10 protein-coding genes are annotated in these 14,955 nt (G+C 40.5%); 8 read left to right on the top strand and 2 right to left on the bottom strand.

Annotation, left to right across the window (positions count from 1 at the left end):
• The first annotated feature begins 34 nt into the window (after nt 1-34).
• The 3 genes from galT to TRESU_RS07615 are packed head-to-tail and all read left to right on the top strand — an operon-like array spanning nt 35 to nt 3,606.
• Nucleotides 35-1,543 carry a UDP-glucose--hexose-1-phosphate uridylyltransferase gene (gene galT / locus TRESU_RS07625; protein WP_013701673.1) on the top strand — a complete coding sequence of 503 codons (1,509 nt, stop codon included), beginning with the start codon at nt 35-37 and terminating at the stop codon, nt 1,541-1,543.
• Between the two features lie 40 nt (nt 1,544-1,583).
• The gene (asnA, locus tag TRESU_RS07620; protein WP_013701672.1) at nt 1,584-2,621 is read left to right on the top strand and encodes an aspartate--ammonia ligase; all 1,038 of its coding nucleotides are present in this window, start codon (nt 1,584-1,586) and stop codon (nt 2,619-2,621) included.
• Entirely contained in the window at nt 2,608-3,606 is a 999-nt protein-coding gene (locus TRESU_RS07615) for a radical SAM protein (RefSeq protein ID WP_148228279.1), read from the top strand. The genes asnA and TRESU_RS07615 overlap by 14 nt, the downstream gene beginning before the upstream one ends.
• 12 nt (nt 3,607-3,618) lie before the next feature.
• Here the strand turns inward: TRESU_RS07615 and TRESU_RS07610 are convergent, their stop codons facing one another.
• Nucleotides 3,619-4,191 (bottom strand): manganese efflux pump MntP, encoded by a 573-nt coding sequence (locus TRESU_RS07610; RefSeq protein ID WP_013701671.1) that lies wholly within the window; start codon nt 4,189-4,191, stop codon nt 3,619-3,621.
• A 289-nt stretch (nt 4,192-4,480) separates the two neighbouring features.
• Nucleotides 4,481-5,968: a Do family serine endopeptidase gene (locus TRESU_RS07605; protein ID WP_013701670.1), complete on the bottom strand. Its 1,488-nt coding sequence runs from the start codon at nt 5,966-5,968 to the stop codon at nt 4,481-4,483.
• Nucleotides 5,969-6,120: 152 nt separating this feature from the next.
• On the opposite strand from TRESU_RS07605, the gene TRESU_RS07600 reads away from it, so the two are divergent.
• The 5 genes from TRESU_RS07600 (at nt 6,121) to clpB (ending at nt 14,585) form a co-directional block, all read left to right on the top strand.
• The gene (locus tag TRESU_RS07600) at nt 6,121-7,395 is read left to right on the top strand and encodes a flagellar motor switch protein FliG (RefSeq protein ID WP_013701669.1); all 1,275 of its coding nucleotides are present in this window, start codon (nt 6,121-6,123) and stop codon (nt 7,393-7,395) included.
• The gene (locus tag TRESU_RS07595; protein WP_013701668.1) at nt 7,392-10,376 is read left to right on the top strand and encodes an insulinase family protein; all 2,985 of its coding nucleotides are present in this window, start codon (nt 7,392-7,394) and stop codon (nt 10,374-10,376) included. The genes TRESU_RS07600 and TRESU_RS07595 overlap by 4 nt, the downstream gene beginning before the upstream one ends.
• Before the next feature lie 41 nt (nt 10,377-10,417).
• Entirely contained in the window at nt 10,418-10,639 is a 222-nt protein-coding gene (locus TRESU_RS07590; RefSeq protein ID WP_013701667.1) for a hypothetical protein, read from the top strand.
• Between the two features lie 117 nt (nt 10,640-10,756).
• Nucleotides 10,757-11,938: a hypothetical protein gene (locus TRESU_RS14265; protein ID WP_013701666.1), complete on the top strand. Its 1,182-nt coding sequence runs from the start codon at nt 10,757-10,759 to the stop codon at nt 11,936-11,938.
• Nucleotides 11,939-11,999: 61 nt separating this feature from the next.
• A complete protein-coding gene (gene clpB, locus TRESU_RS07580) occupies nt 12,000-14,585 on the top strand; it encodes an ATP-dependent chaperone ClpB (RefSeq protein ID WP_013701665.1) in 2,586 nt (861 codons plus the stop codon).
• Nucleotides 14,586-14,955 lie beyond the last annotated feature (370 nt).

Raw genomic sequence — 14,955 nt, 5'->3', positions numbered from 1 at the left:
TGACAGCTGGGGAAAATCATTTTAAAATCGCAGTATGAATGTTTACGAATCTATTAATTCCCTTGCAGGCTATGGTCTTGCAACTGGTCTAATCAAAAAAGAAGATGTTGTTTATACCAAGAACCGTTTGCTTGAGCTTTTTGCTCTCGATGGATTTGAAAACGAGCGGCAGGCGGAATTTGTTCCTTCCGTAGAAGTTTGCGAGCTTGAAAATATTCTAAAAAGCCTTTTGGACTATGCGGTGGAAAAAAACTTCATAGAAGACAGCATTGTCTACCGCGACTTGTTCGACACAAAGATTATGTCTTGCCTTGTTGCACGCCCTTCGGAAGTTCAGGCTGAATTCAGCTCTCTTTATAAGAAATCCGCAAAGGAAGCTACAGACTGGTACTATAAATTCAGCCAGGACACTGACTATATACGCCGCTACAGAGTCTGCAAGGACTTAAAATGGAAGGCAAGCACCGAATACGGTGACATCGACATTACAATCAATCTTTCAAAGCCTGAAAAAGACCCAAAGGCAATCGCAGCAGCACGCAGCGCAAAACAGGGCGGTTATCCAGCCTGTCTTTTGTGCAAGGAAAACGAAGGGTATGCAGGACGTGTAAACCATGCCGCGCGCCAGACCCACAGGATTATTCCTGTTGAGCTGAATGGAAGAATGTTCGGACTTCAGTATTCGCCTTATGTCTACTACAACGAGCATTGCATTGTGTTTAGCTATGAGCACGAGCCAATGAAAATCTGCCCGGAAACTTTCCGCTATCTTTTTGACTTTATAAAGCTTTTTCCGCACTACATAATTGGAAGCAATGCCGACTTGCCGATTGTTGGCGGCTCAATTCTTTCCCACAACCATTTTCAGGGCGGAAACTACGAGTTCCCTATGGCAAAAGCTCCTGTTGAAGAAAAATTCATAGTTCAAGGTTTCGAGGACGTTGAATGCGGAATCGTAAAGTGGCCTATGAGCGTAATCCGCCTGGACGGAAACGATGCTGAAAAAGTCTGCCTTCTTGCTGATAAGATTCTTGAAAAGTGGAGAACATATTCAGATGAGGCCTCTTTTATCTTTGCGGAAACTGACGGTGAAAAGCACAACACAATCACGCCGATTGCCCGCATGAAAAAAGGAAAATTCGAGCTTGATTTGGTTTTGCGCAACAATATAACCACTGCCGAACATCCGCTTGGTGTGTTCCATCCGCACGCAGAGCTTCACCACATAAAAAAGGAAAACATCGGGCTTATTGAAGTTATGGGGCTTGCGGTTCTTCCATCAAGGCTTAAAAAGGAACTTGCGGGCTTGGAAGATGCTGTTTTGAGCGGAACAGACTTTAGCGCGGATGAAGTTCTTGGAAAGCATTACGACTGGGTAAAATCATTTGTTCCAAAGTACAGCAGCATAACAAAAGACAACGTTGGAAAAATCCTTCAGGACGAAGTGGGAATAGTATTTGCAAGAGTTCTTGAAGATGCCGGTGTTTACAAAAGAAATACAGCAGGCAAAAAAGCATTTGAAAAATTTATAAAATCGTTGTAGTATGTGGAGATTCTAAATAAGTTCATGTACGGAGACTAAAATGCCTGATTTGTATATTCCTGAAAACTACAAGCCTTTGCTTAGCGTAAAGGAAACTGAAAAAGCTATTGTTTTGCTGAAGGATTTTTTTCAGCTTGCGCTTTCCACGGAGCTTGGACTTACAAGGGTTACTGCGCCTTTGTTTGTAAAATCAGGCACTGGAATAAACGACGATTTGAACGGAGTTGAGCGGCCTGTAAAGTTCCCTGTAAAAGACATGGAAGATGCCCAGATGGAAATTGTCCATTCGCTTGCAAAATGGAAGCGTCTGAAAGTTTCCGAACTTGGGCTTGGCTGCGGATTTGGAATCTACACAGACATGAACGCTATCCGCGCGGACGAAACTTTGGACAATCTTCATTCGCTTTATGTTGACCAGTGGGACTGGGAAATGCACATTGATGAAAACGACAGAAATGTAATGTTCCTGCGTGATTCTGTAGAGCGGATTTACAGAGTCCTTAAGCAGACTGAATTTTTTGTCTATGACAGATATGAACAAATCACTCCGATTCTTCCGCAGAAAATTACTTTTGTGTATTCAGATGATTTGTACAGGCTTTATCCAAATCTTACTCCAAAAGAGCGTGAAAATGAATTCTGCAAAAAGCACGGAGCAATTTTTGTAATAGGAATCGGCGGAAAACTTCCGGACGGTTCAATTCATGACGGGCGCGCTCCAGATTATGACGACTGGATTACAGAAAGCGGCGACGGACACATAGGACTTAACGGCGATCTTTTGGTCTGGAATCCTGTTTTGAATCAGGCAATGGAACTTTCTTCTATGGGAATAAGAGTTTCAAAGGAATCTTTGGTTGCCCAGCTAAAGGAACGCGGTTGCCCGGAGCGTGCGGAGCTTGATTTCCATAAAAAGCTTTTGAGCGGTTCTCTTGTTCAGACAATGGGTGGAGGAATCGGACAGTCGCGCTTGTGCATGTATTTTTTACGTAAAGCCCATATCGGGGAAACTCAGGTCAGCATTTGGCCGGATTCCATGATAGATGAATGTGAGAAGCACGGAATTGCAATACTCTAAGACGTCTCTTTCTGTCTTTTCAATAAAAAAAATATTTGAAACTCTTCCGGAATTTCAAAGGCAAGGAATCACTGAGCTTTCTATTTCTGACAAGCAGTTTTCGTACGATAAAAATGGAATTCTTCGCCTTATAAGCCAAATAAAAAAGTTTTGTCCGGAGCTTTTTCTTTCAATCTTGGTTTCTCCTGAAATTCTTGACAAAACACTTGTGCAGGGATTTCAGGAAATATATTGCTCCTTGGAAATTCCTTTTGGCGGAACAGAAAAGAACGGCACGCTTTTATTTGACAAGAAATTTTATTCGCAGAAGGCTCGGCTTTTAAATGAAGCGGGACTTGTCTTTGGCTTTAACCTGGACTGGGGAATAAAAAATGGCGACACTTTTAAAAGCTTTAGAAGCCGCCTTGATTTTGCAGTTTCGCTTTATCCGAACCACATTGATTTTCCGCAGCTGGAAGAAAAACTGTACCGCGAGCCAAAGCCAACTGGAATTTATTCTTCCAAAGATCTTGATTTTTCCAGGGGAATGGCGTTTGCCTGCAAAACTTTTTATTCAGAGGGAAGAGCTGTGCCTTGGTTTTGTAGTGTAATAAATGCGCTTAAAATAGAGGCCTCTTCATTTTTTTCTGATTTTGAGGAATTTCAACTTTGCAGTAACTGCTCGTTTGAAACTGGTTTTGACCCGGAGCTTGCAGGACACAAGGCTATTGAAAAACTTCAGCTTTTGTTCTTAAAGCAAAAGTTTGAAGAAAAAAACAAAATGCATCTTTTTTCCGCAGTAAAAGACATTGTAAGTCTGAACGGAGCTTTTAGTCGGCTTGCAAGTGAAAATGAAGAAAGCATTGTTGAGACTTCTTACAACCCGGACGATTTGCTTTCTCCTTGTGCGATGAATATTGCGGATTTTTGCGAAAATGTTACGATGGAAAGTTGCTCTGTAAAGATTTTTGAGTCGGATGAAGGTCTTGACTATAAAATTCTTTAATGCAATATTGAACTATAAAATTCCAAGATGATTTAAAAGTATTTTTATTCCGATTAAGATTAAAATTATTCCGCCTGCAATTTCTGCCTTTTTTTCGTACTTATTTCCGAATACGCTTCCGATTTTTACTCCAGCTGCGGAAAAGCAGAATGTTATTGAGCAGATAAAAAGGCTTGCAAGGATTATTTCTTTCCAACTGTCAAGTAAAAGTCCGAATGTTATTCCGACTGCAAGCGCGTCTATGCTTGTGGCGACCGCCATTACAAACATTGTTTTTAAGGCAAATGAATTGTCAACTTTTTCACATTCATCAGAAAAAGCTTCCCGGAGCATATTTGCGCCAATTGCAACTAAAAGAAGAAATGCAATCCAATGGTCAAAGTTTTCTATATAATATTTAAATCTTGAGCCTAGAATCCAGCCTAAAAATGGCATCAAAGCCTGAAATCCGCCGAACCAGACGCCTGCAATGCACATTTCCTTGATAGAAACTTTCTTCGCAGCAGCCAGTCCCTTGCAAATTGAAACTGCAAATGCGTCCATGCTTAATCCTACAGCCAAAATAAACAATTCCAGTACAGACATGGCGGATATTATATTTGTGAAGAAAAGTTGTGTAAAGGTAATTTAATCTTGCAACGCTCTGTAAAAAAACAAGCCCCAGCACCCGCTGGAGCTTGAAAAAGGAGTTCTTATGAAGAAAGGAGGTCTCTTGTCTTTCAATAATAACAACATAAATCACTTGTTTTGGTTACATTTATTTCTAAAAAAAAAAGATAATTTTTTCAGAAAATTGTTTTTTATACAAACAAAAAATGCCGCGTCAAGTGGCGTGGCATTTTTATGCATTTTTAAGCAAGAAGAATTTTTTTCTTTACTTTCCGATTTTGTATCTTGCTGTTGTTACAACGTGTCCATTGCTGTATACATCGTACCATATTTCTTTCTTTGAATTGGTGTCCAAAGCCGCATAGAATTCTTCAAGATTTGAAACTTTCTTGTCGTTTACAGCGCAGATAATGTCGCCTTCCTGAAGTCTCAATGCTGCGGCAGGAGATTTTTCAAATACTCTTGCAACTACAACGCCTTCAACTTTTTCTTTTTCAATGTTAAGCCGCTTTCGTAAATCTGGAGTAAGCGGAGATGCTACAAATCCTGGCCAGAGCTTTGTGTCGTTTGCAGTAACTTCTTCGTTGCGCTCGTCAATTTTTACAAAAATTTCCTTTGTTGTTTTTCCGCGCAGAACTTTTACAGTTGTTGTTTTTCCTGCCGGAATGCCTCCTATTTCGCGGATAAGCTGGTCTACGGATTTTATGTCATGTCCGTTCAGTCCGATTATAAAGTCGCCCGGAAGAATTCCGCCTTTATACGCAGGGCCGTCGAGGAATACCTGACTTGCAAGCGCACCCTGCTGTTTTTTGTCTATTCCGAGCTGCTCTTTGTACTCATCTGTAATTTCAACGAGACTGATTCCAACCCATCCGTAAGTTATTTTTCCTTTGTCAATGAACTGGTTTATTGATTCCTTGATGTTGTTTATTGGAATTGAAAATCCAAGCCCCTGAGAGCCACCGGAATTTGAAGCAATCCAAGTGTTTATCCCGATTACTTCTCCCTGAATATTTACAAGAGGACCTCCTGAGTTTCCCTGGTTGATTGCCGCGTCAGTCTGGATAAAGTCGCTGATTGAGCCGATTTGTCCTCCACTTCTGCCTGTCGCGCTTACAATTCCCTGTGTTACAGAAGCAAAATATCCAAGAGGACTTCCAAGTGCAAGAACGATGTCTCCCTGATGAATTGTGTTGCTGTCTCCGAGCTTTGCAATTGCAATTGACTTGTCGCTGCTTTCAAATGAAACAAGAGCAATGTCCATGCGCTCATCTTTTCCGACGAGTTTTCCTTCAAATTCACGCTCATCGTTAAGTTTGATTTTTATTGAAGTCGCGTTTCCTACAACGTGGTTGTTTGTAAGAACATAGACTGTGTTGCCTGTTCTTCTTACAATTACGCCGGAACCAAGCGCAGACTGCTCAAGTTCTTTTGTTCCGTCTCCTTCTTCTTCATCGCGTGGAATTCCAAAGAAAAATGGAAGGTCTTTAAATGGAGAAAATGTTTTTACTTTTGTTGTTTCCTTTACATCAACTTCTACAACGGCTGGAAGCACTTGGGAAGTTATTGAGCGGAACGAGTCCTGTAAAGCCTGAGTGACTGCCAATGAGTCCTGCGGAATTTGCGCGGCTGGAGTTTCTGCAAAAGCGACGTTTGCAGAGCCTTTGTTTACTTTGCATGAAAGCGAAAATATTCCGGCTGCCATTACTGCGGCTCCGGCTATATACGCAATTTTTTTTACTAAGTTTTTCATATTAAACTAAAACCTCCTGATTTTTGAAGTTTTCTATGCTAAAAATTTCTTTACTAAAATAATAAACAAATTTTGCAAAGAGTTACATAGTTTTCAGAAAAAAATATTACATTCAAATTGAAAAAAATCATATCATAAATTAAAATGTTTCTATGAATTTAGAAGATTACAGGCTTAACGCTTATTCAGCTGGAGCCGGTCAGAATAAAAAACTTGTCCATAAGCCGGTTTTTGAAAATGTAAATTCAGCGATAGACCGAATTGAAAAGCAGAACAAAGAGAATGCGGAAAGGCAAAACATCGAGCAGGCAAAAATTGCGGCAAAAACTGGAACTTGGTTTGAAAAGAAAAAATCAGCGACTTCAGACGATGTGAAAAACGCGGCAAAAAATCTTACGAGCGGTGGGCTTGTAAAGATTCCAGCTTCTTCAACAGAAAAAGACAGTATATATAGAAGAGTTGCAAAATTTCTTGTGATAGTCGGAATTGACGAGGCTGCAAAAATTCTTCCGCATTTGACAGAAGAGCAGACAGAAAAAATAATTCCAGAAATCGCTTCAATTCAAAAAATCACGCCGGAAGAGTCAGCTTCGATCCTTGAGGAATTTGAATCTCTTGTTGAAAAGGCGAGGGAAGAAGGCGGACTTGAAACTGCGCGGAATATTTTGACCAAGGCTTACGGTTCTGAAAAAGCAGAGGATATGCTCAAAAAATCTGTAAAGTATCCGGACGGAAAACCTTTTGATTATCTTTCGGATGCGAATGCTGAACGGATAAAAGTTTTGATTGACGGAGAATCTGATGCTGTAAAGTCGCTTGTTCTTTCGCAGATTGAGCCTAAAAAAGCCGCAAAAGTCATAAACTTAATGGACGTTGATGATAAAAAAAAGATTGTCCTGCGTCTTGCAAAAATGAAGCCGGTTGCTCCTGAGGTCCTTGCGGAAATTGACAGGAGCCTGCACGAAAAGCTTCTTACCCAGAACACGGAAAATTCACAGAACATGGATGGACGCGGAGTTCTTGCCCAGATTTTAAAACGAATGAATCCTTCCGTGGAAAATTCAATTATCAATACATTGAGCGAGCAGGACCCGGAACTTGGCGAGGACTTGCGCAAACGGCTTTTTACAGAAGAAGATGTTATCGGCTCGGACGACAGGTTTATTCAGAATTATCTGCATGACATGGAAGACCGCGACATTGCAGTTTTGATTTATGGAAAAAATGATGCGTTTAGAGAAAAAATTCTTTCGAATGTTTCCAAGAACAGAAGACGCGTTATTCTTGATGAAGAAAGCATGATTCATCATTTGACAAAATCCGACAGTGAAAAAATGACTTCATCGTTTTATTCCGTTCTTAGGCGCGCTTGGGAAAACGGAGATTTGCGTGTTTCAGGAAGAGATGAAGGCGAGGTTTATGTATGAAAAAAGATGATGTTTACAAAGGCTTTGAAGTTCTGGATGTATTTAAAATTCCATATTACGATTCAGAAGGAATTTTCTTGCGGCATAAAAAATCCGGCTTGGAAGTTTTTCACATTCTGAACAACGATGAAGAAAATCTTTTTGCATTCGCCTTTAGAACTCCTTGCAAAGACAGCACTGGAGTTGCGCATATTATTGAGCACAGTGTTTTGTGTGGCTCAAAAAAATTCCCGATAAAAGATCCGTTTCTTCAGCTTAGAAACCAAAGTATAAACACTTACCTTAACGCCTACACTGCAAAAGACAGAACTGTTTTTCCGGCAAGCTCTCTTATAAAGACTGATTATTTTAATTTGATGTCTGTCTATGCGGATGCTGTTTTTTTTCCGATTTTAAATGTTGAAACTTTTTTGCAGGAAGGCTGGAGAATCGAAACCGACCAAAACGGAAATTCTGTAATTCAGGGAGTTGTCTTTAACGAGATGAAGGGGAACTATTCGTCTTTTAATTCTGTTGCGACTGACGCGGTTTTAAATGCTTCTGTTCTTGGCACTGGATACGAAAAAGATTCCGGCGGAGACCCTTTGGAAATTCCAACTTTGTCTTACGAGCGGTTTAGAGAGTTTCATAAAAAATATTACTGCGCGGCAAACTGCCTTGTTTTTTTATATGGAAACATTCCGACAGAAGATCAGCTTGATTTTCTTGATGAAAATGTAATAAAAAGCATAAAATCTCCCGGCGAAAAATATTCATTTGCTTCTGAAAATTCTTGTGTAAAAATGAAGAAGCGGATTGACGCTTTTGGTCCTGCAGAGAATTCAAAAAATACAACGGCTTTAGTTTGGAAAATCGGAGATTCCGCGGAAAATGAAAATCTTTTTTCACTGCCAATGGAAATAAGCTTTTTGTCCGAGCTTCTTTTGGGAAACGATTCTGCACCAGTGATAAAACTTTTGCTGAACAAATTTAAAGGCTGTGATATTGCGCCGCAAACTGGATGCAGCATAAGCTCAAGATTTTTTTCCATAGCAATCGGCGTGAACGGGCTTAAGCCTGAGCAGGCGCAGGAATTTCAGGATTGCATTGGTGACGCTATGAAGTCTATTGTTAAAAATGGAATAAAAGAAGAAGACATTGAGCGCAGTTTTATGAGCTTTGATTTTTCAATAAGGGAAGTGAAAAGGTCTCCATCTCATGGACCGTATTCGCTTGTTCTTCTTAAGCGTGTTTTGCGTTCCTGGACTTATGGAGCAAATCCGAAAGATGCGCTTGCTTTTATTGAATCATTTGAACAGATAAAGAAAAAAATAAAAGATGAGCCGGAATATCTAAAAAATCTTATAAGAAAGTTCTTTGTTGAAAATAAAAATAAAACTTTAGTAACAGTTTCACCGTCAGAAAAATGGAGCCTTGACAGAGCCGAAAAAGAAAAAAAACTTGCATCTTGCCTTTATAAAAAAATCGGGAAAAGGAACGTTTTTCTTTCACTTGAAAAACTTCACGCATTTCAAGCTGGCTCAGAAAATGAAAATTTGATTCCTGCTGTTAATATTGAAGAACTTGAAAATCCTGCTGAAAAAATTGAAACACGCAAAACTTTGTGTGAAAAAATTCCTTTCTACGTAAATCAGGAAGCCTGCAATGGAATTGTCTATGCTTCTGTTTCTTTTCCTGTTGACCGGCTTGATCCTGCGGACTACAAATTTCTTCCTTTGCTTTCCAGCTGCATTTCAGGACTTGGAACAAAAAAAAGGTCTTGGGAAGAAACAATCTCGTATTCTGACAGAATTATGGGTGATTTTGGAGCTTATATACGAAGCGCAAAAGTTCCAGAATATTCCAAAAAACTTGCTGAAGAAAATCCTCTTATAATTGGCCGCGAGTGGCTTGTGATTCATTTTAAATTTATAGAAGAAAAATCCGCGCAAGCCTTTGACTTTGCAAGTGAAATTATTTCTTCAATTGATTTTTTAGACAAGCCAAGACTCAAGACAATTGTAAACGGCTTGTGCTCCAGTTTAAATGCGTCTGTTGTTCCCGGCGGACATTATTTTGCAATGCTTAGATCTTGCAGGCTTTTAAACCGTTCGTGCGCTGTTCAAGAAATTAAGGACGGACTTACTTCTGTCTTTGCGATAAATGAAATAAAAAAAATGAAGCTTTCTGAAATTTCTGAAAAGCTTGAATCGATTTATAAAAAAATAATCTCAAGCGGCTCCCTTTTTCATGTAACAGCCGGAATCTCAGGAATTGCTGCGGCCAAAAAAGGATTTGCTTTTCTTGTAAAAAATCTTTGCCTTGAATTTCCAAAGCCGAAGAAGAAAGTTTCTGACAAGGAATTTTTTAAGCAGACAGAGATTGCAGGAAAAATTTACTGCGAAAAAAATCCTTGCGTGGATGAAGTTTTTGTTGTGCCGGGGAACATAGGCTTTGCTTCTGCCGCTGTAAAAAGTTCTGGTGAAAAAGAAAAAGAAATCATGGCGGACACAGTTTTTTCACATCTGCTTGAAACTTCCGACTTATGGAAGCAGATTAGAACTAGCGGAGGAGCTTACGGTGTTTTCCTTTCTGTTCAAAGCTCAAGCGGCACAACTTGCTTTGCCACATATCGCGATCCAAAGCCTTTTGATTCGCTTGGATATTTTGAAGAAAAGCTTCCGCTTCTTGAAAAAGATGAATTTTCTTTTGATGATATAAAAAAAGCGATTGCCGGAGTTTATTCAGATGAAATCGAGCCGTACACGCCGGCAATGAGAGGCGGAACTGGGCTTATGCGATGTCTTTATGGAATTTCCCTTTCCCTTGATAAAATCAGAATAAAAAATCTGCTGAGCCTAAAAAAAAGTGATATTGAAAAGTCAGTCTGCTGTTACAAAAACGCTGTGTTCTGCGGAAAAAAAGTCGCAATCTGCGGAAAAGACATGATTTCTGATAAAATTAAAAAAATAAGTGGAAAAATAATAAAGATTTCACTATAATAATAAGACATTATATGCTTTTGCAAAAATGAAGGAAAAAAATGACCAACAAAAACGTAGAAGAATTAACAAAGTTGATGAGACAGCTTGTTTCTGATGTTCAGGGCGCACCTTTCCCTAGCGAAAAAATAGAGCCGGAGCTTTATTCAATTTGGTATGAGCACGTTCAGCGCGGCGCTCAAAACTGCTTTGAATTTTTGGAGCAGCACTTTCCGCTAGACAATTCTGAATTCAAAGATTCTCTAAAGAAAATATTTAAATAAACATCGCTTCCTGCCGAAAATAAACCTAAGGCAATCTTTGTAAAATTATTTAGGTTTGCCCAAAAATGCCGTGCTTTTTTTAGAGCTGGCTGTGTCTTGTTTTTGGTGGGAAGATATATGGCTGCAAAAAAAATTTGCCGTAATGAAAAACTACAACTAAAAGGTTCCCTTAAGAAAAATGGTTTTGATCGCTGGCGGCTTGTTACAAATGCTGTAAGTTCGGTTTCCGGCGAAGAAAAGACTTTCTTCATTGAATTCTATGCTGTGAATCCTGCCTTGTCTCCCAAAGAATGTGTGCTTGGATTTAAAAACCGCTTTAATAAGTCTACGGAAGATTTTCAGTATGTTTTGCCAGGTTCTGAAACTGCAAAAAATTTCACTTCTCAAACTTATGTTTCGCCTTCATTTTTTATGATAAAAGCCGGAGTTCTTTCTGCAAGCGCAAACCAGATGAATTCTTATTTTCCGCCTGAAATCCTTTCAGCAAAAAAAAGCGAATATATAATTTCAGCCAAACAGGAAGAATTGCCGGCCTGCATTTTGTCGCACGATTACACTTCCGGTGCAATAAAAGTTACAGACGAAGACTTGCGCGCTCACCCGGAATATATGGGAAGTTCCGGCACTATGTCTTGGAATTTAAAGTTTTCACGGAGAATTTCGTTTTCTTCAGACTACAGAGCAAAAGACATAAACTGGGCTGTTCTTGGTGGCAAGACTGATTTTTCCGGCACAATCATTTTCAACAACGAAGAATACAATGTGAATCCGCGGAATTCCTTTGGATATTATGATAAAAACTGGGGCAGGGATTTTTCTTCTCCATATTTCCATTTAAGCTCTTCAAATTTTACAAGCGAAATTTCCGGGCGGCTTTTGGACGCTTCTGTTTTTGCGGTTCAGGGCGAATACAAGAATAAAGTTTCAGTGCTTGTTTCAATTGAAGGAAAAAACATTGAATTTCATGCAAACAAGCTGAAAAAAAAGCAGATAAGCTTTGACTGCCAGGAAATGAACGGGACGGAAGAAGAAGGTCTTAAACTGCATTGGTCTGTTAGTGTCCATGACAGGCGTTATGTAATTGACATTGATATTTTCTGCAACACAAAGGATATGTCTCTGCGCGATTTTGAAAGTTCTGCCGGCGGAAGAAAAGTTATGCGTATTCTTGCAAGCGGCTCTGGAACTGGAAAATTCAAGTTGTACAAAAAAATGAAGAAAAACCTTGAGCTTTTGGAGCAGGCCGAAATCCTCAAGTGCATCTGCGAATACGGCAACCTTGAAACAGCTGAAAAATAATCTTTAAAAAAAATTTGATTTTTAGTTCGGAAATTTGTATATTCCTTTTTAGAGGAAATTTATGAACTACGAACAGATGACATTAAAAATGCAAGATGCGCTGCAAAGCGCAAGCAGCTTGGCCCAGCAAAGAGACCATAGCGAAATAGGCAATGAGCATCTTTTGTATGCCATGCTTAACCAAAAAGACGGAATGATTCCGCCGTTAGTTGAACGGATTGGACTTCAGCCTTCTTCTTTGCAAAAAAATCTTGAAAACTTATTGGACAAATATCCTGTAGTAAAAGGCCAGACTCAAATGTCTTTGTCTTCTAGCGCGCAGAAAGTTCTTGCCAAGGCAGAAAAGGAAATGGCTTCTTTAAAAGACCAGTTTCTTTCTACTGAACACGTTTTTCTTGCGATGATTCAGGCTGATGACAATGTTGGTGAGCTTTTGAGAAAATCAGGATGCGACAGGAATACAGTTCTTGAAGCCTTGAAGTCCGTGCGCGGAAATCAGAGCATTGATTCCCAAGATCCTGAAAGCAAAATGCGTTCTCTTGAAAAGTACTGCACGGATTTAACAGCACGTGCGCGTCAGGACAAAATTGACCCAGTTATCGGCCGTGATGAGGAAATCCGGCGTGTAATGCAGGTTTTGTGTCGCCGAACAAAGAACAATCCTGTTCTGATAGGTGAACCTGGTGTTGGTAAAACCGCGATTGTAGAAGGTCTTGCACGCAGAATTGCAAGCGGTGATGTTCCGGAAAGCCTTAAAAACAAACGCCTTCTTTCGCTTGATATGGGAAGCCTTGTTGCCGGAGCGAAATTCCGAGGTGAATTTGAAGAGAGGCTAAAAGCCGTAATCACTGAAGTTACAAAATCTGAAGGTCAGATAATTCTGTTCATCGATGAGCTTCACACGATTGTTGGTGCTGGTGCAAGCGAAGGTTCTATGGACGCTTCGAATTTGTTGAAGCCGGCTTTGAGCCGTGGCGAAATCCATGTTATTGGTGCCACAACTCTTGACGAGTACCGCAAGTACATTGAAAAAGATGCCGCCCTTGAACGAAGATTCCAGCAGGTTTACTGCGCCGAGCCGACCGTTGAGGATACAATCGCCATTTTGCGTGGACTTCGCGACAAGTATGAAATTCATCACGGAGTTAGAATTAACGATGAGGCTTTGGTCAGTGCGGCAGTTCTTTCAAACCGCTACATTACAAACCGTTTTTTGCCGGACAAGGCGATTGACTTGGTTGATGAAGCCGCAAGCCGCTTAAAGATGGAAATTGAAAGCCAGCCTACGGAACTTGACCAGATTGAGAGAAAACTTTTGCAGCTTCAGATTGAAAAGCAGTCTTTGAGCAAGGAAGACGACAACGCTTCAAAAGAGCGTCTTGAAAAACTTGAAAAAGAGCTTTCCGAGTTGAGTTCAAAACGCGATGCCATGAAACTTCAGTGGCAGAACGAAAAGAACAGCATCGACAAGAGCCGCAAAGTAAAGGAAGAGCTTGAAGAGGCACGCTTTAACGAAGAAAAATACAGTCGCGAAGGCAACCTTGAAAAAGCCGCGGAATTAAAGTACAGCACAATTCCTGCTCTTGAAAAACAGCTTGCTGAGGCCGTTGCCCACGATAAGGAAGTTGAGGCGAATCCGGAACGCGAATCCCTTTTACGTCAGGAAGTTACGGAAGAAGACATTGCGCGAGTCGTAAGCAACTGGACAGGAATTCCTGTTGCAAAAATGCTTTCAAGCGAAAAGCAAAAATACTTGCAGCTTGAGGAAGTTCTTCACAAGCGTGTTATAGGTCAGAATGAAGCTGTGCAGGTTGTAAGCGATGCAATCCGCCGTAACCGTTCTGGTTTGAGTGATCCGAACCGTCCTCTTGGAAGTTTCCTGTTCATTGGACCGACTGGCGTTGGTAAAACCGAGCTTGCAAAAACGCTTGCAGACTTCTTGTTCAACGATGAAAAGTCGCTTACTCGAATAGATATGTCCGAGTATATGGAAAAATTCAGCGTGAGCCGTTTGATTGGTGCGCCTCCGGGATACGTTGGCTACGATGAAGGCGGTCAGCTTACAGAGGCAGTTCGCCGCCGTCCTTACAGTGTAGTTTTGTTTGATGAAGTTGAAAAAGCTCATCCTGATGTTTTCAATGTTCTTCTTCAGGTTCTCGATGACGGAAGATTGACAGACGGACAGGGCAGAGTTGTGGACTTTAAGAATACAATTATCATAATGACGAGCAACTTGGGAAGCGAGCTGATTCTTGACGCTGACACAGACGAAAAGATGAAAGATTCAAGAACACAGATTGACGGTTTGCTTAAAACTCATTTCCGCCCGGAATTCTTGAACCGAATCGATGAAATCGTAATGTTCGGTCGTCTTGACAAGAGTTGCATTGGTGGAATTGTAAAGATTCAGCTTGAGCGTGTTGCAAAACGCCTTGAAGACAGAAGAATTGCAATCAAGTTTGATGATTCTGCCGTGGACTTCATTGCGGAAAAAGGCTACGACCCTGCGTTTGGCGCCCGTCCTGTAAAGCGTGCCGTTCAGACTTGGGTAGAAAATCCGCTCTCAAAAGAACTGCTTGAAGGAAAGTTCGCCGAAGGCTGCACGATAAATGTTTCGAGCAACGGACGTGAGCTTGAGTTTAAGTAAAGTGTAGTGATGCTATGAAAAAGCTGGGGATGTCTCAAAAATGTCATTTTCGGGCTTGACCCGAAAATCTAACTGTATATATATTGTAATTATTTAGAGAAGGGGCTGTCCAAAAAGAAATGGACAGCCCTGATTATTTTAAATTTACAAGCAAATTCAAATCTGCTAAAATTTAAATATGAGCAGAGGCGTAAGCGATAAAATCACATACAAAACATATAACCGGGGCGGGCAGCGGCTCACAGCCTTCCGGAAACCGGACTTCATGACAATCAGCACATTCTGAAGCGAGAAGCTGAAAGATCCGACAGAAGAAATATTCATATCGACAGTGAAGCTCCTGAACAGGAAAAATATTGTCGGTACGCTC

It is taken from the genome of Treponema succinifaciens DSM 2489, assembly GCF_000195275.1.
GTDB lineage: Bacteria > Spirochaetota > Spirochaetia > Treponematales > Treponemataceae > Treponema_D > Treponema_D succinifaciens.
Note: the sequence above shows the minus strand (reverse complement) of the source record. Positions and strands in the feature narration are given on the sequence as shown.

Bases quoted from the DNA above. Each gene is read 5' to 3' on its own strand.
- galT (WP_013701673.1), top strand. From the start codon at position 35: ATGAATGTTTACGAATCTATTAATTCCCTTGCAGGCTATGGTCTTGCA.
- asnA (WP_013701672.1), top strand. From the start codon at position 1,584: ATGCCTGATTTGTATATTCCTGAAAACTACAAGCCTTTGCTTAGCGTA.
- TRESU_RS07610 (WP_013701671.1), bottom strand. From the start codon at position 4,191: ATGTCTGTACTGGAATTGTTTATTTTGGCTGTAGGATTAAGCATGGAC.
- TRESU_RS07605 (WP_013701670.1), bottom strand. From the start codon at position 5,968: ATGAAAAACTTAGTAAAAAAAATTGCGTATATAGCCGGAGCCGCAGTA.
- TRESU_RS07600 (WP_013701669.1), top strand. From the start codon at position 6,121: ATGAATTTAGAAGATTACAGGCTTAACGCTTATTCAGCTGGAGCCGGT.
- TRESU_RS07595 (WP_013701668.1), top strand. From the start codon at position 7,392: ATGAAAAAAGATGATGTTTACAAAGGCTTTGAAGTTCTGGATGTATTT.
- TRESU_RS07590 (WP_013701667.1), top strand. From the start codon at position 10,418: ATGACCAACAAAAACGTAGAAGAATTAACAAAGTTGATGAGACAGCTT.
- TRESU_RS14265 (WP_013701666.1), top strand. From the start codon at position 10,757: ATGGCTGCAAAAAAAATTTGCCGTAATGAAAAACTACAACTAAAAGGT.
- clpB (WP_013701665.1), top strand. From the start codon at position 12,000: ATGAACTACGAACAGATGACATTAAAAATGCAAGATGCGCTGCAAAGC.